We start from the raw sequence: 17,889 nt of genomic DNA on the forward strand, positions 1-17,889 counted from the left end.
TACCAGCAAACGGTCATGACTTACGATCCTTCTTCGAGCGGCGCGCTCTCCTACATGGAAGCCGCTGCCGAAATCGCCGAACGCTAGAATTCTTGAAACACTGCAACAGCCTGAGCAGGTCCGTGCTCGGCCATTTCATCGGAGGGATGAATCAATGAGCGAAAAGCGAAGGGGCCTCGGTAGGGGTCTTGGGGCTCTCATTCCCAGCTCGGCCGCGGCCCAGGGAAACGGTTCTGCGCCGTCCCGCCCAGTGGATTTGTTCTTCCCGGAAGCAAAGAAGTCCGTTGAACCGGTAGTGGAGGCTCCGGCTTCCGAAGCGGCGGTTGAAGCGGAGCCTTCGCAGTCGGCTGGTGCAGCAGCAACCGCCGGTAAGGCCGCAGTGCAGGAGACTAGGAAGTCTGCGGCGTCCAATTCTGCTGCCTCCAAGGCGCCGGCTTCCAAGGCGCCGGCCAAGTCCGCCGCCAAGTCAACGCCGGCTAAGCCTGCGTCCAAGCGAACTACTGCTTCGTCGACTCCGGAAACCAACGATGTGGAGGCGGCTTCCTCTTCCTCTGCGTCAAACGTGGAGCTGGTCGAGGTCCCCGGCGCCCGCTTCGCCGAGATTCCGGTAGGTGACATTCACCCAAACCGCAAACAGCCTCGTTCGGTCTTCGATGAAGATGACATGGCAGAGCTGGTCCACTCGGTTCGAGAAATCGGCGTCCTCCAGCCAATTGTTGTACGTACTTCAACCGAAAAGGGTGGAGAACCGTATGAACTGGTCATGGGTGAGCGTCGATGGCGTGCAGTTCAGGCCGCGGGCCTCGAAACCATCCCTGCGATTGTCCGAGACACCACCGACGACGACCTTCTCCGGGATGCACTGCTGGAGAACTTGCACCGGAGTCAGCTGAACCCCCTTGAAGAGGCTGCTGCCTACCAGCAACTCCTGGAAGACTTCGGCACCACCCACGAGCAGCTCGCGGACCGTATTGGCCGCTCACGTCCGCAGGTCTCCAACACGCTGCGATTACTGAAGCTCCCGCCCTTGGTTCAACGACGTGTAGCTGCCAGCGTACTTTCAGCAGGGCACGCCCGTGCTCTTCTGGCACTCCCGGACGCAGCCGCCATGGAACGTTTGGCTCAGAGGATCGTGGCTGAGGGTATGTCTGTCCGTGCGACAGAAGAGGCGGTGGCCCTTTATCAGGACCCCACTACACCGGCCAAAAACAGCATTCCGAAGCCGAATGCCCGCCACGAGCGTCTTGATTACCTTGCGTCTTCCCTCTCGGACCGCTTGGATACCAACGTAAAGATCACTCTAGGAGCCCGTAAAGGCCGCGTTAGCATCGAGTTTGCCAGCGTTGAGGATCTCAATCGCATCATGGATGTCCTGGGGCCTGGCGCCGAAGACTGACACTCCTGACTCTCTAAAATGGGATCTGCTCTCTGAGTAGGTCCCATTTTGCTTGTCACCTGAGTTTTCTCCTACGAAATGGGCACGGGAACGCCCCATTTGCCGCGTGATACTCGCTGCCCGGGCATCGAAAGTTCCTGAGCAGCGCATGCTCGGGATGTTTCACGTGAAACGAACGTGGGTCCTTCGTCTTTGCGCAGTTGTGGGTTTATGCCGCTTGAAGACCGCTGTTCTGCAGTATTGCCACCTCGGATGGTCGCACCTTCTTGTGGTCTTCCAGGCTGCGTGGCTACTGTTGGGCAGTGATGGAAGACAAATGGATACAAGCGCTGAGCTCTCCAAAGCCGTTGCATTGTTGGTGTCGCACGGATGGGATGGACGTGACATCGCCGTATTCATCTGAAACAGCAGATGAGTAGCCCTAACTGCTTGAGCGGATGCATTCGGCGTTTCACGTGAAACAACTTGCCCTTAGCATTTTGACATCGAGCTTGGTCCAAAGTCCGGTGTTCCGGTCCAGAGCTGCGCCCCGGGAAGTAGTTCAGGTCGCTCAAGCGGTACATTGAGTTTGATTTGTCGTCGCCCTGAGGACAAAACGCAGTCAAGGCGCCTTCGAGGCTGGCCAAGGGACTGCCAATGTAGCCGCAAACTTCTCTGGAGGTCAGCGGTCCGCCGCCAGTACCTTCTCATCAACTAGGAGGCACCCAGGTGGGACACTCACAAACAGTGATTTCGGGCTTCTTTGGGCAGGACACGGACGAAGTTGCAGTTGCCTGCCTGTTCATTCAGCGAAGCTCTCCTACTCCTGCCTCGAACTGGCTGGTTAGATGTCCCCCTCCCGTTTCACGTGAAACAAGATCGTGAATGGACTCGACTCCAGATAGACCGCTTGGCAAGTAGTCTGTACAAGCTTGGAGGTGCCACGGACAGGCGCATGAGACCTTTTGACGGAGCCCGATCACCCTTCGAGGAGAGCAGCTATTGATAGCTCACTATTGGATAGAGCGGCGGGCCATGTTGACGCAGTTGTTTCACGTGAAACGTAAGCCGAAACTACTAACTTATGTCTGGCTTTTCGGTGAGACTGGGAAGGCAAGTCGCTGCTCAGTGAACGGCGCTTCACCGTTGAAAACGGCCACTGAATGGCACTTAGAGAGTGGGTCGTTGAGGCGTGATTCAGTCGGTCAGTTGATTCAGTCTGCAAAGCCCGCAGATCGGCTTCCCAACGGTGGATACCGGCTCTGCTTCCTTGCCAGCTTCTCAGGGGGACTCGCGTGGGCACTCCCCCATATACCGTAAGAGACTACGCGAAAGACCGAGGGAACCACGTTCTAAGGCTCCGGAAGGTAGCTTAGGTCAGCTGCGAAGGAGCTTGAACTGGACTAGTCAAGGCCTTTGGACACCGGCCGGCTTGTGGCCACTTGGTGTGACTCTGATTCCAGACTGATTAGTTGTAGCGAGGCAGCTACGGTGGCCGTCCTGGCCGCCGTCCTGAGCTGTACTGTCTTCAAAACCGCTCGCGCCACTGCGTCCAGGCAGATTGCTCATTTTCATTCGCCTCTCTCTGGTGTTCGGGTAGCCAGGGCCAACACTCTGTGCCAGATCCGCATCAAGCGGTGGAGCTGCGCCGACTCGGTCCACCACTGCGCCATCTGCTCGGAGTCATGAGCTTGTTTCGTGGGAGGTCCCAAGGCTGGAGCGCCTCTAAGACTCGGCCAGCCTCCAATCGTTGCTTTCGAGTTACCTGCGGTCTCCCTGGTAAAGCATGGAATTCGTGCCATTGGCTAGTGGGGTGTTCCGAACTCTCAGAAGGACTCCGAACATGTTGCTGTTGCCTGCTGGTATCGAAGCCTCTTGAATCAGGATGCAACCGTAGCCGATGCGGTCATGATCGTTCAGGATCGCGTCCCTTCTCCCCAGCAGACCACTAGTGGGGCTTCGGTGGGAGGCCTCCCATGGTTGCTGCGGCAAGGTCCTGCTGTTCTCTAAATGCTATGGGCGGCAAAGCACCACAGCCCCGGGGGCTGAAGGGAAACTAGTCGGTACTCTGTTGGCTCTGGCCCTGCGTTTATGGGCAATGGACCCCGGCAGTACCCTGTGATCCAATACAGAATGAAGACAGGAACTACCGACGACGTCATCTGCGACCGCACCACCGATGGTAACTTCTCATTGCACGGTTGGTGACGTTGTTGACGAATGGTCAGATGTCGCTGTGGCCGATAGATGTCCTCATGGTGCTTCCGCCTGGTGCACACTGTGAGACTCACCGTGATTATTGTGTGCGCAATTCTGAAGCTGGACGGCTAATTCATTTCCGCTCGTGATCCTAGGGCGGACTGTTTCACGTGAAACGGTGAACCGGTCGGGTCGATGGATGCCTCAAACCTGGCCTGAGGCCTGTGCATAAGGAAGTGGATATCCCTGTGGATAACGCTGGGGATAACTCTGTGGGTATTGTGAGCAGTTGAGGTAAGCATCGGCGCTTATAGCGGTCTACGTGATCGTCTCACCAACTCGTTGAAGCCACCTCGGGAACGACCCGAGCGGTACGCGCGAGAACCGACACCGTAGGAGTCACGCTTCGGGTCTTTACCCCCTATTCTCATTGGTTTTCGGGGCCAATCCCGGCATTCACTACGACCTGAGCTCGCGTACATAAGCCAATGCGGCTCCGAGGAAACGTAGGGCTTCGACGTACCTCTGGGTGAGGAGGGAGGGCGATTTGTGAAGGGGCTCATACTCAGTGGATAAGCCTGTGGATAACTGTGTGCACAACACCAGGACAATTGGGTGCAGCTCGGTGGACAACCACCGTCACAATTTCCCCGACGCTGCATGGTAGGCAGGCGCGCAGATGGCTTTGAGACCTCCGTGTAGATGAGGACCAAAACTGTCTGGCGTTAAGGTTCTCCCTTTTGCGTTCCAGGGCAAACACTTCAATGGGGATTAGGGCGTCGATGGCTGCGGCCTGACAGCGTCCCGCGTTTTGCTAGGGGCATGGCTCCTTACACAATCATCGGATGTCTTTCCCGCGTGGCAGCACTGGTGGATTCGACGGGCTATATGTACTCATCACGCCGGGCCTAAAAGCAACGGACAGCATGTCCGCTCATTGCCTGGCGATAGGGCACGCCAGCTATGTTGACTGGTGTTCCAAGAGCCATCGGCATTCGATTGGATGGCTAGTCTCGGAGGTGCTCGGAAAGAGATGGCCGCGTCCTAGCCGCAGGGCCGTGAGCAGGCCGGCACCATCTCCGTGCGCAGTCATGTGCTTCTCGCACTAGTCTGGTAGGACTACACTCCTACGCTGGAGCAACATGTCCTAGGCAGTGTTTCACGTGAAACGGGTCTGCGTGGTGTCCTCCCTTCGTGTTCTAAAGACGCTCGCTCCCTGCAATGAGCGCAATGCCAGATCGTGCCGGTAGATTGTTCGTGAGTGTAGTGGGTTAGTACGCCGCAGCAGACCACTAATGTTAAGGCCACACGTATCCGCTTCCTTCTCTTCTCTGGGACGCCCGCGACACTAACGGTCTGAGTCTTGGTTTTGGATCCTGACTCCCTGTAGCGCCACGCATAGTTCTGGCCATCGTCGGATGCCCTGCCGTCCCGCGGTTGCGGTGATTCCCCACTGCCGTCGCGACTGAGTGTTTGCTGACCTTCACATATTCTCTTTTCAACTGAAACCCCTATGGACTCGATGAGGGAATACCGGACTACGCTGAATCGCCTGGATGTCACTGGACTGTCGTGAGGCCAAGTTGGTGGTAGCCGGGCATTGCTCTTGTGGGTCACTAGGGTGGTGCAGTGACTATAGACCGTGGAGTTCGTGGGCGAAGTGCATGTAGAAGTGCCACGTGGCAGTGCGCGTTTTCCAATGTTTCACGTGAAACGCTCCGCGAGAACTAGCGGCCAAGAATGACTACCTAGGTCCGTGACAGTCGCTGGCCGTCGCCAATGGCGCCCGGAGCTGGCCCCGTTCTGCTGCGTTAGCCTCTGACTTCAGTCCCCATAGTCGCCCCCCACGCACCGGCTTCTCGCTGGTCCCGCAGCAATCCGGCTATTCACAAGGTGCTGAAGTGCTGGTTCTACATACTTACGAGAGAGAGGAGTTGCCGGCTGAATACTTCGTCGCCCGTTGCCTCTAAGAGCCACCAAGGCCCATGCTACTGCTTTGAACGAGTTGCTGGCGCCTACATCTCTGTTCCATTGCACAAATACCGGCACCATATCGAGAATTTCCTTACGCGGCCGACTCCGGAGATAACTCTCAGGCGTCCTGGCAGCAACCAGGATTGCTAGCCGGTGAGCCTTGATACTCTCTGAGTGTGTAGGAATTCAAGGGGACTACAGTGATCTTTGGTCACTTGGAAGTTTGTTGCCGTGATCCTGAGCATCGCTGGCGTACTTCCCCTTCTCACAGCGCCTGCGAGTTGGGCTTTACGATCGATGGATGCTCAAGAATAGGTCCGCCCCCTGACTCAATGACTTGAGCACCCCGATGAGGTAGATCCGGAGGCGACTGGCAGGCGACCAGCGGGGTGCTGGAAGGGTCCACCGTATGTGACTCCCCTCGAGTCCGTTCACGGCCGAAATCGGCCCTGGAGGGTCTTCTGGCTGCCGTGAACGGCCTCGGGCGCTTGGGGCTCCAAGCAAAAGTTCATCGCTGCCAGTAACCTTCTGTCGAGTTTCCACAGACCAACGATTCATCAGACTCAGACATCAGGATCATGTGCCTGGGACACCGACACCAACCGTGCGGTGTTTCACGTGAAACACGCGCTGCATCAGTGAAGCTACACGCTTTAAGTAGACTAAGGGATCCCGGCGCTGATCTGCCGCCAACTGGTCGTTCCCGGAGCGCGGCAGCCGACCAATGTTTCACGTGAAACAGGGGGCTTTATCGGTATGAAGAGCGGACGTTAGAAGGCCGGAGTTTGCACGCGCTAGTTTGCCGTCCAGGGGACATTCTTGAAGCACGACCTACCCGCCGGCGTTTCACGTGAAACCACCCACTGACTGGGTAGAGCCAAGGCTGGGCGCATTTCCAGCTTCTGCCCTTCCTGTCATTGCTGAGACGGGGACTATTACGGTAGCCGGTTGTGTTGGGAAATGTGTCGGGCTCAACTGAAATGACAACTGCAGGTAGCTGTACAAGAGTCGTCTCGCCAGCAAGTGGGGGAAGTTGCGGACAATGCCACACGCTGTCCGAATGGGCCTGTTGAGAATATTGAGGGTCGCCGACCGTGCAACTCTTATCTGGAGTCGTGACTCTCGCATTGGATTTCCAGTGGCACCTCTAATTTCACCCGCACGCCAGCGACTCCCTAGGTATCGGCAGCGATGAAATCGCTGCGGATCTGTGACCAGTTGTCCGCTTCCCACCGCCATGACCTGCCTTCATCTCCCCTGAATCCTGCGTCGTGGAGACTTCCCAAATAGAAAGCTGAAGGGTTCGAGCTAGTTACAACCGGACTTCATCCACTGAATCCGAGTAAGTCCGACCGTACCGACGAAAGCGACCGGCATTAGAGCCATTCAGGAGTAGGGCCTTTCAAGCACATCTCCTCCAAAGTGTTGCCGATGACAATGTAGCGGTTGGCCCCTGACTGCCTCTTTGAGCGCCACTCCATCCACTCCTGTTTGATGGGCCCAGGGAGGACTACCAGGATCATGCGCTCCGCTCTGCTCGATTGCACAGTGCTGGGAGAGGGCTGCCCGGGTGGGGGTGGGATGTGGGAGAGGGTTGCCCGGGTGGGGGTGGGATGTGGGAGAGGGTCGAGACTCCCCTACCCCAGGTAAGGGAAAGTGTAATGCGGGCTGAGTGTACAGCTGGAGCAGTTCACACCAAAATTTGCAGCTTCAGCAAGCCCAAAAGGTTTACTTCCCCTATAACAACAAAAAACCGGCGGCTGCCGATCCGTGAGGAGCAGCAACCGCCGGTTTTCGATAAATCAGATCAGGAGTTCAACCTAGGACAGGACGTCCGCGAATTCCTTCTCGAAGAACTGCTTCGGCTTGGCGCCGATAACAGTGCTCTTAACTTCTCCCCCGCTGAACAGGTAAACGGCCGGGATGGACGTGATTCCATACTCGGCTGCGATGGCGGGGTTGTCGTCGACGTTGAGCTTCACAACGTCTACCTTCTCGCTGTACTCAACGGAGATCTCGTCGAGGATGGGACCAAGCTTGCGGCAGGGGCCACACCACTCTGCCCAGAAGTCCACGATGACCGGCTTCTCGGAAGCCAGGACATCCGTGCTGAAGCTTGCGTCAGTTACGTCTTTTGCGTTGCTCATAACTTTTCCCTTCGTATGGTTGCTTGGATGCAGCTTTAGGAGTGCAGGTCTGCCAGGTAGTGCTCAACGTCAAGGGCCGCCACACAACCGGAGCCCGAAGCCGTGATGGCCTGGCGGTAGGTGGGATCGATGACATCGCCTGCAGCGAAGACACCCTTGATGTTGGTGCGTGAACTGCGGCCCTCCACGGCGATGGTTCCCTCGGGGGTCAGATCAACCTTGCCCTTGATGAGATCCGTGCGGGGATCGTTGCCGATAGCCACGAAGACGCCGGTGACAGAGAGTTCGGACTCGGTGCCGTCCACGAGGTTCTTCAGCTTCAGGCCAGTGACCTTGTCCTCACCGAGAACATCCTCGACGGCGGTGTTCCAGACGAAGTTGATCTTCTCGTGAGCCTGGGCGCGATCGCCCATGATCTTGGAGGCTTTGAGGGTATCGCGGCGGTGAACCACAGTGACGGACTTTGCGAACTTGGTGAGGAACAGTGCTTCCTCCATTGCGGAGTCGCCACCACCGATCACGGCGATGTCCTGGTCCTTGAAGAAGAAACCGTCGCAGGTTGCACACCAGCTGACACCGTGGCCTGAGAGGCGCTTTTCGTTCGCCAAGCCAAGCTCACGGTAGGCCGAACCAGTGGACAGGATGATGGCCTTCGCCTGGAAGGTCTCCCCCGTACCGATGGTCACGGTCTTGATGTCGCCGTCGAGATCCAGCTCGGTGACGTCCTCAAACTGGATTTCGGTACCGAAACGCGCGGCCTGCTTTTCGAAGTTCTCCATGAGGTCCGGGCCCATGATGCCATCAGGGAATCCCGGGTAGTTTTCCACGTCGGTGGTGTTCATGAGTTCGCCACCAGCGGTGACGGAACCGGCAATGAGCAGAGGCTTCATGTTGGCGCGGGCGGTGTAAACGGCGGCTGTGTAGCCGGCAGGGCCTGAACCTACGATGATGACGTCACGCACCTGCGATGCGCTGTTTTCTGCAATGCTCACGTGGCGTGAACCTCTTCCTTAGTCGATGCTGCGGCTTTCGGGGCAGCCACCTGACTCAACCCCGGCTACGCCCCAAATATTCCGATGGAGATGGGGACCTGAAAGCCACCAATATTCAGGGTACCGTCTGCACGCATGCGGGTTCTAAGCGGTGAAGCCAAGGCAAGTAGCAGTAGAGGCCGTTCTGACTAGTCAAAACGGCCTCTACTGCTACTTACTTGGGTGGGGCTACTGGACGGTGACCTCGGCCAGGCGCAGACCGAACCCGAATCGGGTCTTCGGCGCAGCCAGCTTGGGCAGGGCCTTGATATCTACAATGACGTACTGCGTCTGCGTCGGCGCGGCCAGGGGCATGGTGAGTTCAGGCGAGGTGAAGCTGTTGGTACCTACCAGTTTGGCTCCGTCCATGGCGGGGCGGTCGTTGGTGTAGACGCTGATGCTGCCACCGGATCCGCCCAACTGGTTCAGCACAATGGACTTAACCTCGGTCTTTTCCTTGAGCTCAATCACCAGAGGCATGTTGGTGACGAGTCCACCCCAGTCTGCCGTGGCAAACTCCATGTCCGACCAGTAACTTGCCGCATTGCCGTCGAAAGCCCTGGCAAGGTCTTTGTCGTACGTGGCGGCAAAGGGGAAGTCGCCGAGGCGGGAAATACCTTCGATGGCTGGCGGTGCAGCCGGAGGCGCTGTCTCGGAAGGTGTGGGTTCTTCGGACTTCGTGCTGCTGCTGGTCTGGGGAGCGGGAGTGCTCTCTGAGGCTGCAGGTGCGCCACTGGGAAGGAGGCTGCCCAAGTTGGTGACCGCGAGGACCAGACCCACGATCAAGACAGCGGCCAGCAAGCCACCGACGAGCCAGCGGAGCGAGCGGGGCTCCTTCTCCGGAGCGTCGTCGTCCTCGTACACTTCCTCGTCGTCGTAGTCTTCCTGGACAGCGGCCGACGCCGGGAAGCTGGAGGGGGCGCGGTCGTAACCGGAGTCTGAGGTACCTCGGGCTGCGGCAGAGGCGCCGGCAGCGGCGGCAGCGGCACCTCCTCCGGCGAAACCATAGTCCTCTTCGGACCACAAGGAAACCTTGGGTTCTGCCGGCTCACGCGATGGTGCAGGCTGGGCATTGACGGCCTGAGTGGGCGGCTGCGGTGGCGCGGCAGGAGCAGGGGGCGCAGAAGGAGCGGGTGGAGCCGGCTGCGACGACACCGCCTGAGTGGGCGGCTGTGCGGATGTAGCGGCATTGGAGGCACCGGCAGGGGAAGCACCCGCACCGGCAGCTGAAGAACCAGAGCCGGCGGCAGCACCGGCGTCGTGATTCTTGGACGCGGAGTTCTTCAGCGCGGCAAAGCCCGCGGCTCCGGCACCGGCGGCAGCAGCCAGCTTGCCGGCAATCCCGCTCTTGGCCGACGACGGGCTGGCGGCAGGCCTCGGAGGGACGTTGCCGGCCTGTGGTGCAGCGGCAGGATCGGTGTCGTCCTCGTGCGGGATGGGGTAGCCGTTTTCGTCGTACTGGATGTATGCGGCGTCATGCTCGTCATCCTCATACAGGCCGTCGTATGTTTCAGGCTCATACGTGCGGGGCTGGCCGAAGATCTCGCTGCCGAGCGTCTCAGTGAAGAACGGCTCGATGTACGGCGGGTTGGTGGCAACCACCAGGTCCAGCAAATCGGGCGCGCTGCTGTGGTTGGTGATCAGGTACGTGGTGTTGTCGCTGACGCCCAGATCAAGGATCTGGACGTGGCCGGGGCGCTCCCCCGTGGCGACTTCGCGGGCGCTCTGCGCAACCTGCTCAGCATTACCGGGTCCGGCGACAAGGATGCTCACGGGACGGTTGAGGACCTGGTCCACGCCGTCGAGCACCTGATCTTGGTCATGCGAGGTCAACACATTGGCTGTGACCTTGTAGCGGCCGCCAAGTACTGATCCGACGTCGATCGGGTGGGACACGTGTTCCTCCTAGGCTGTCCGGGAGCTGCGGGTCCTGCACGCGGCCGGCCCGGCGAGCCGGTTCAACCGCTTTTGCAACTACCTGTATTCATTTTCTAGCCTAGCCGATTCATGCGCCGCGCCCATGTTGGCGCCACCGGCTCACTTGCGGTGGTTTCCGCGTGTTGGGAAGTAGGGATTGCGTCCGGCGTCGCCTTGGTAGGTGCGCCGACCCGGCAATGGGACCTGCGGGCGGAACTTGCCGCCGCGTGCGGTGCTGGGTGCGTCCTCTTCGGGCAAGTATGTCTTGGGGGCGTCTGCAGTGTCCGCGGCAGACACTGCAGGAGCCCGGTCCACGGCCGGACCGGCCCGGTAGGATGCCGCATCGAACTCGCCCGAGATGCGCGGAATCAGACCGGTATCGTCCGAGACCGTGGCGCGGGCCGTCGTCGTGGTTTCCACGGTTTCGCCGGAAACCGGCGCTGGAGCACCCCGTCCCAGACGTCCCATCAGCGGCCGCAGGAGGTCCCGCAGTTCGGTGACGTGGAAGACGCGCAGCAGGACCAGGTACGCGAGCAGCATGACGGGCCCGACGACGACCACCGTCACCAAGGCGGCCGGGCGGCTGCTCCAGGCGAAACCGTCGGCCCGGTAGCTGCCCAGAAGCCACAGTGCGCCCGCACCGGCCAGTGCGGAACCGAGACCCGCATACCCCATGCGAATGTACGAATTGGCGATGCGGGGACCGTCGAGGTGGCCCAGCAGGCGGCGCAGGAACACCACGCTGATCACTACGGAGAGGATGTTGCCCAGGGTGTAAAGAATGGCGATGGCGTAGATGATCTGGCCCACGGGCAGGAACTGGATGAAGAAAGCACCCACCACGTAGATCACGGCCAGCCACAACTGAACGTACAAGGGTGTGCGGGCGTCCTCGTTGGCGTAGAACACGCGGGACATCATGAAGTTGGCGCTCAGGAAGGGGGTGCTGAGGGCAAGGATGGTGAGCGTTTGGGCCAGCATGACGCCGTCCTGCGGCTTGCCGCCGGAGAAGAACATGCCCAGCGGACCAGCCAAGGCGAAGAGGGCCAGGGCGCCGAAAACCGTGGCTACGGCCATGGTGCGGAGACCGTGGGAGAGGGCGTCGCGAAGTTCGGCCTTGTTGCCGTCCTGGGACGCGCGGGTCATGCGGTTAAAAAGGACGGTAGCCAGGGACAAGGCGATGATCGAGTGCGGCAGCAGGTACAGCTGGCTCGCGACTTCCAAAACGGCGTTACCGGGCAGGACCGCTGCGCCCACCGTATCCCCCGCGTTCTGCAGGCGGAGCCGCTCTGCGCCGGGAATGGTGGCGATCCTCATGATGTACAGGAAGGCCAACTGCCCGACGGCGGCCGTGGCCAACGTCCAGACGCTCAGCTTGGCGGCCTGGCCCAGTCCAACGCCGCGCCAGCCAAAGCGGGGGCGAAGGCCAAGGCGCAAGCGGAAGACTGGAATGAGCAGGATGGCCGTCTGGGCCACCACACCGAACGTGGAGAACCCCGCTATCAGGAAGGTCTGGGTGGGTCCCCAGTTGTCCAGCGTGTGCGGGTTGGTGATGTTGGCGCCCAGGATCCAAATGAACATGCCCAGGCCGGCGATGGCCACGAGGTTGTTGAGGATGGGGGCCCACATGGCGGGCCCGAATGCTCCGTGGGCATTCAACACCTGGGTCAGCAGGGCATAGAGCCCGTAGAAGAAGATTTGTGGGAGGCACCAGAAGGCAAAGGTGACGGCAAGGGCCTTTTGCTGCTCCGAGTAGCCCTGGGTGGTGAGGTCGATGACCAACGGTGCCGCGAGGGTCACCAGCGCGGTCAAGGCCAGCAGCACCAGGACCGCGAGGGTGAGCAGGCGGCTGATGTAGTCCGCACCGCGGTCCGGGGCCTTGCTCGCTTTGATGATCTGGGGAACCAGGACGGCGTTGAACACGCCACCGGCAACCAGCAAAAAGATCAGGTTGGGCAGGTTGTTCGCGTTGATAAACGTGTCATTGACCGTGGAACCCAGGCCAAGGGCGGCACCGAGCATCCAAGTTTTTGCGAAGCCAAGGAACCGGGAAACCAGCGTTCCTGCGGCCATGATGGCACTGGAACGGGCTTCTCCGGATTGAACGGACTGGGTTGTTTTGGCTTCAGACATCGCCTTTATCGTCCCACGTACCCGGCTCAGAGGTGATCGGGCAGCACTTCCCGTGCCAGGTCAGCGATGCGGCGTTCGTTGGGGAAGGACAATTTGCGGGCCAGTTCCTGGATGGGAACCCAGGCAGCATCAACGGCTTCCTGATCGGGATCATTCTCGATAGTCAGCTCGCCGCCGGTTGCCTGGAGGAGGAAATGGTGCACGGTCTTGTGGACGCGGTGCCCGCTCACGGTGAACCAGTAATCGATGCTGCCCAGTGGCGCCAGGATGCTGCCTTCGATGCCGGTTTCCTCGGCGATCTCACGGACGGCAGCTTCCTCGTTGTTCTCCCGGCCTTCCGGATGTCCCTTCGGGAGGCACCACTCAAGGCGGCCACCCCTATTAAGGCGGGCGATGATCGCAACCCGGAGTTCGCCGTCGGACGTGTCTACAACGACGCCACCGGCTGACACTTCCTCAACAGTGGGAAGTGAGGCCTGCACCGGGTGCTGCTGGGCGGGCGCGACGTGAGCACCGATTGCCGACGGCAACGGTGCGTTTGTCCTCCTGCCAGGAGCGCTCGGGATCGGGTTGGCCATGAGGTCCACTCTAACGACTCTTGCCCTCGAGTGATGACCGGGACATGGCCACAAGATGGACTGCAGGAGATGCTCCGCGGACACATGCCTGATTTCGCATGGAACAGTGGCCCAATGCTGAGCAAAAATCTGCCAAGCTTAAGGGACTATGGCGCACGTATTGGACAGCTCTTCAGTTAACTTCACCATCGATCCGGTGGTGCTCGACCTCGGGCAGCGCTTTGTTGATGCCGGATTCGAGCTGTCCTTGGTGGGTGGACCCGTGCGCGACCTCTTCCTGGGGAGGACGTCCCCGGACCTCGACTTCACCACCGACGCCACCCCGGACCAGACCATTGCGGTCATCAAGAAGTGGGCGGACAACTTCTGGGAAATCGGCCGTGCATTCGGCACTATCGGTATGAAGAAGAACGGTTTCCAGATTGAAGTCACCACATACCGGGCGGAGGCTTACGACCCCGATTCGCGTAAGCCCGTGGTGGCTTTCGGCAACTCCCTGACAGACGATCTCCTGCGCCGTGATTTCACCATCAACGCCATGGCGCTGCGGTTGCCCAGCCTCGAACTTGTGGATCCATTTGGCGGCGTCCGGGACCTCCACGCGTCAGAGCTCGCCACCCCCGGGGCCCCGGAGACCTCTTTCTCCGACGATCCGCTGCGCATGATGCGCGCGGCCCGGTTTGCATCCCAGCTCGGCGTGTCGGTTCACGACGACGTCCGGCTCGCGATGTCGCAAATGGCTGACCGCATCAAGATCATCTCTGCGGAGCGCATCCGTGAAGAGTTGGTCAAGCTCATCAACGGCGCGCACCCCCGCGTGGGTATTGACCTCCTGGTGGATACGGGCCTCGCCGAGTTCGTGTTGCCCGAAGTTTCCGCCCTGCGCCTCGAAGCCGATGAACACCACCGGCACAAGGATGTCTACCAGCACTCGCTGCAGGTCCTGGAACAGGCCGCCGCACTGGAAACGGGTCCTGACGGTCCGGTGCCCGGCCCCGACTTTGTGCTGAGGTTCGCTGCGTTGATGCACGACGTCGGCAAGCCGGCTACGCGCCGTTTTGAACCGGGCGGCGCGGTGAGCTTCCGCCATCATGACGTTGTGGGCTCCAAGCTGACGGCGAAGCGCATGAAGGCGCTGCGGTTCGACAACGAGTCCATCAAAGCGGTGTCCCGCCTCGTTGAGCTGCACATGCGGTTCTACGGCTACGGAGATGCCGGCTGGAGCGACTCCGCTGTCCGCCGCTACGTGACCGACGCCGGTCCCCTGCTGGAACGCCTGCACCGCCTCACCCGCTCCGACGTCACCACACGTAACCAACGCAAGGCCGACCGTCTGTCCTTCGCCTACGATGACCTTGAGCACCGCATCTCGGCGCTTCTGGAACAGGAATCATTGGCGGCAGTCCGTCCTGACCTTGATGGTGCGCAGATCATGGCACTTCTGGGGCTTAAGCCGGGTCCCGTGGTGGGGCGGGCTTACAAGTTCCTTCTGGAAGAACGGATGGAACACGGGCCGCTGTCCCCGGAGGAAGCCGAGCAGAAACTCTTGGCATGGTGGGAAGCGCAACCCGAGTCCGCCGTCGTCGAGCCGTTGACCGAAACCGAGGAGCCTTAATGAACGCTGCCATTTCCCCGCGTCCGCAACTCTGGATCCTTCGACACGGCGAGACCGAGTGGTCCAAAAGCGGCCAGTACACCGGCCTGACGGATCTTCCCCTCACTGTTGAGGGCGAGCAACAGGCTGTTGAAGCCCGCAAGGTCCTGGAAGGCATCGACTTTGACCTGGTCATGACCTCGCCACTGCGCCGCGCCCGGCGTACGGCAGAACTCGCGGGGTACCCGGAGGCCGTCCATGAGCCGCTGGCCGTGGAATGGAACTACGGCGACTACGAAGGAATCAGCTCGGACCTGATCCGGAAGGACAACCCGGACTACCTCATCTGGACCGATGGCGTACCCAACGGCGAGACCCTGGACGAAGTTGCTGCACGGGCCGACAAGATCATTGGGCGGGTCCTGGAATCCGGAATGGACAATGTCCTGATTGTTGCCCATGGTCATTTCTCCCGCATCCTGACCGCCCGTTGGCTGGAAATGGATGCCCGCGAAGGCCGGCACTTCATTCTGGGAACGGCGAAGGTCTGCACCCTCGGATGGGATAAGCGCACACCTGCAATTGTGCGTTGGGGACTCTAAAACACGAATTTTGAAAAACTTTTGGCGAATTAGCTAATTTCGCTGGTCAAACTCCTTCTTCATGGGGTAGTTTGTATCTTGTTCCCAGAGCGACCCGCCGGGAACAAGGCGCGCATTCCCTGGTTCAGTCAGCCGGGAGAATGCCACAGCAGGTCCTCGTGACCAGAAAAGGAGGTTGGGAAAAATGATTACTTTGACTAGCGGACGGAAGTTGACCGTCACTGCTGCCCCGGCCTCTGCTGATGATCGACGCCATTTTTGCTCTCTGACCCACTCCTGAACCATCCGGACCGGCCTTGCTGCCGGCGGTGTTCTTGACGGCCTCCTGTCCTTTGGATGGCTGAGTAGTCAGTTGTAGGCGCGGACCCACGCAGCATGCCGCGGGTGCGCAGTTTCCCCATAGTTCGGAACCAGCTTCTTGTTGGGTCGACTGCCGGAAGCACGCGCAATTGTGCACGACGATTCGGGTTTCCCCGTTTCGGTCCGCTTATCCCCTTTATTATCCTCGGCTCTTTATGTCCTTTTAGGCCTTGATTTCTTTCGAATTCACTTGGCTCTAATTGTTGTGCCTAAATTCCGAACAATTTGTTGTGGAAAGGAGGTGAACCATGCGAAAACGCCCCGAAGACCTGCGTTTCTACAAGAGCAGCGATGCTCCCAAGGACCGCACCCTGTTCAACGGTCAGCTGCTCGACCAGCGCCGTGAAGACGTCTACGTTGTCCTGCACCAGATGGGACTCATCCGTTGATGTCCTTCAGCCAGCCCCGAAGGAGTTCAGGTGCCACACATTCATGCTGAACCTCAAGGAGCCCACGCGGCTACGCGTGGGCTCCCCCCTTTTAAGCACCAGGTTAATGATGCCCGCCATGATGGGTGTGATGCTGCGGGCCAAGGGGTGACTGTAAGCTCGATCCATGCAGGAGACGAAGCCGCACCGGCCGCAAAAACGTGCCCGCTTTGTGGTTCCGAGCCGTAGCGACTCCCTGCTTCGGAACTTCACGGAGCTCATTGGCGGCCCGCTGGGGAAGCACTCGTCTCCGGGAAGAGTCTCCTCCGGACCGTTTACGGTTGAACGGGTCCTCATTGTCCTGACCGTGGTGGCCGCGCTGCTGGCCGTTCTTGCCAAGGAGTATTGCCGCGTCAATGGATGGCAGACGCCGGGGCAGTTCTACGCCACGTGTTACTCCGACTTCCCTGAACTCTTCAAAAACCGCGGCCTCGGTGATGGCGTCTTCCCCTTCTTCACCCAGGGAAGCCTGTTCGAATACCCCGTCCTCATGGGCATCATTGCGGGCATCACCGCCATGATGGTGCCAGGACAAGGAGTGGGCAGCGAACGCATCCTGGGGTACTTCGACATCAACGCCACACTCATTGTGGCCGTCTGGATTGTCACGGTTCTCCTGACCGCCCGGATCAACAAGCGACGCCCGTGGGATGCCGCCATGGTGGCGGTGGCGCCCGGGATCATCCTTGCCAGCTTCATCAACTGGGATATGTGGGCCGTGGGCTTGCTCGCCCTGGGAATGTACTTCTTCTCACGGGACAAGTTGATCCTGGCCGGAGTGTGCATCGGGCTTGGAACAGCCACCAAGTTGTATCCCGTCCTGATCCTCGGCGCCGTGCTGGTCCTTGCGCTGCGATCCGGGAAGCTGCGGACGTTCTTCATCACTGCCGGGGCCGCACTGGGATCGTGGCTGGCCGTGAACCTGCCCATCGCAGCAATGAACCCCTCCGGTTGGCGCTACTTCTTCGAGTTCACCCAGGAACGCCCCGCCGGCTACAGCTCACCGTGGTTTGCCTACAACCTGGTGGCAGACCGGGTCCAGTGGACCCAGATGAATGCGGCCACCATCAACTCGCTGGCGTTCTACCTGTTTATCCTGGCCTGCGCGCTGATCGGTGCTTTGGCATTGTGCGCGCCGCGGCGACCCCGAATCGCCCAACTGGTGTTCCTCATAGTTGCCGCGTTCATCCTCACCAACAAGGTCTACTCACCACAGTTTGTTATCTGGCTCATCCCGCTGCTTGCTTTGGCCCGGCCCCGGTGGCGCGATTTCCTCATCTGGCAGGCAGCCGAAGGATTGCACTGGGCGGCCATCTGGATGTACCTGGGCCAGGCAACCAGTGGTGGCTCAGTCCAACACAACATCGACATGTCCTACTACGTCCTGGCTGTCGGCCTGCACATGGTGGCCACGGCCTACCTGATGGCCCGGGTGGTGATGGAGATCTGGGATCCTGCCCAGGACCCGCTGCGCATCCACGGCGAGGACGACCCCCATGGCGGACCCTTTGACGGAGCCCGGGACTGGTTGAGAATTGATCTCTTCCGACC

Annotated in this window: 10 protein-coding genes and 1 pseudogene; 6 read left to right on the plus strand and 5 right to left on the minus strand. The window is 59.9% G+C overall.

Annotation, left to right across the window (positions count from 1 at the left end):
* Positions 1-87: pseudogene (locus tag HP499_RS25070) on the plus strand (ParA family protein); the annotation flags it as partial.
* 67 nt (positions 88-154) lie between these two features.
* Positions 155-1,396, plus strand: coding sequence for a ParB/RepB/Spo0J family partition protein (locus tag HP499_RS08315; protein WP_172323629.1), 1,242 nt, complete (start codon positions 155-157; stop codon positions 1,394-1,396).
* 5,972 nt (positions 1,397-7,368) lie between these two features.
* On the opposite strand, the gene trxA is transcribed toward HP499_RS08315, so the two are convergent.
* The 5 genes from trxA to HP499_RS08340 all read right to left on the minus strand — a co-directional run bounded on the left by trxA (position 7,369) and on the right by HP499_RS08340 (position 13,306).
* Positions 7,369-7,695, minus strand: coding sequence for a thioredoxin (gene trxA, locus HP499_RS08320; RefSeq protein WP_014923339.1), 327 nt, complete (start codon positions 7,693-7,695; stop codon positions 7,369-7,371).
* Between the two features lie 35 nt (positions 7,696-7,730).
* Entirely contained in the window at positions 7,731-8,687 is a 957-nt protein-coding gene (gene trxB / locus HP499_RS08325; protein ID WP_172323630.1) for a thioredoxin-disulfide reductase, read from the minus strand.
* A gap of 228 nt (positions 8,688-8,915) precedes the next feature.
* On the minus strand, positions 8,916-10,622 hold the full coding sequence (locus HP499_RS08330; RefSeq protein WP_172323631.1) for an ABC transporter substrate-binding protein: 1,707 nt from the start codon (positions 10,620-10,622) through the stop codon (positions 8,916-8,918).
* A gap of 141 nt (positions 10,623-10,763) precedes the next feature.
* A complete protein-coding gene (gene murJ, locus HP499_RS08335) occupies positions 10,764-12,776 on the minus strand; it encodes a murein biosynthesis integral membrane protein MurJ (protein ID WP_172323632.1) in 2,013 nt (670 codons plus the stop codon).
* A gap of 26 nt (positions 12,777-12,802) precedes the next feature.
* Positions 12,803-13,306, minus strand: coding sequence for an NUDIX hydrolase (locus tag HP499_RS08340; RefSeq protein WP_172323637.1), 504 nt, complete (start codon positions 13,304-13,306; stop codon positions 12,803-12,805).
* 196 nt (positions 13,307-13,502) lie between these two features.
* Here HP499_RS08340 and HP499_RS08345 point away from each other — a divergent pair, with 196 nt between their 5' ends.
* From HP499_RS08345 to HP499_RS08360, 4 genes are all read left to right on the plus strand, one after another.
* Positions 13,503-14,969, plus strand: a complete 1,467-nt coding sequence (locus HP499_RS08345) for a CCA tRNA nucleotidyltransferase (protein ID WP_172323633.1) — start codon at positions 13,503-13,505, stop codon at positions 14,967-14,969.
* A complete protein-coding gene (locus tag HP499_RS08350; protein WP_172323634.1) occupies positions 14,969-15,550 on the plus strand; it encodes a histidine phosphatase family protein in 582 nt (193 codons plus the stop codon). Before HP499_RS08345 ends, HP499_RS08350 begins: the two co-directional genes overlap by 1 nt.
* 608 nt (positions 15,551-16,158) lie before the next feature.
* Complete coding sequence (locus tag HP499_RS08355) at positions 16,159-16,299, plus strand: hypothetical protein (protein ID WP_172323635.1); 141 nt, start codon at positions 16,159-16,161, stop codon at positions 16,297-16,299.
* 166 nt (positions 16,300-16,465) lie between these two features.
* Positions 16,466-17,889, plus strand: a 1,424-nt coding sequence (locus HP499_RS08360) for a glycosyltransferase family 87 protein (protein ID WP_172323636.1), incomplete at its 3' end; no start/stop codon positions are given.

This window comes from Paenarthrobacter sp. CM16 (assembly GCF_013179505.1).
Taxonomy (GTDB): Bacteria; Actinomycetota; Actinomycetes; order Actinomycetales; family Micrococcaceae; genus Arthrobacter.

Coding starts and splice junctions, on each gene's coding strand:
- trxA (WP_014923339.1), bottom strand. CDS start 7,695: ATGAGCAACGCAAAAGACGTAACTGACGCAAGCTTCAGCACGGATGTC.
- HP499_RS08315 (WP_172323629.1), top strand. CDS start 155: ATGAGCGAAAAGCGAAGGGGCCTCGGTAGGGGTCTTGGGGCTCTCATT.
- murJ (WP_172323632.1), bottom strand. CDS start 12,776: ATGTCTGAAGCCAAAACAACCCAGTCCGTTCAATCCGGAGAAGCCCGT.
- HP499_RS08350 (WP_172323634.1), top strand. CDS start 14,969: ATGAACGCTGCCATTTCCCCGCGTCCGCAACTCTGGATCCTTCGACAC.
- HP499_RS08355 (WP_172323635.1), top strand. CDS start 16,159: ATGCGAAAACGCCCCGAAGACCTGCGTTTCTACAAGAGCAGCGATGCT.
- HP499_RS08345 (WP_172323633.1), top strand. CDS start 13,503: ATGGCGCACGTATTGGACAGCTCTTCAGTTAACTTCACCATCGATCCG.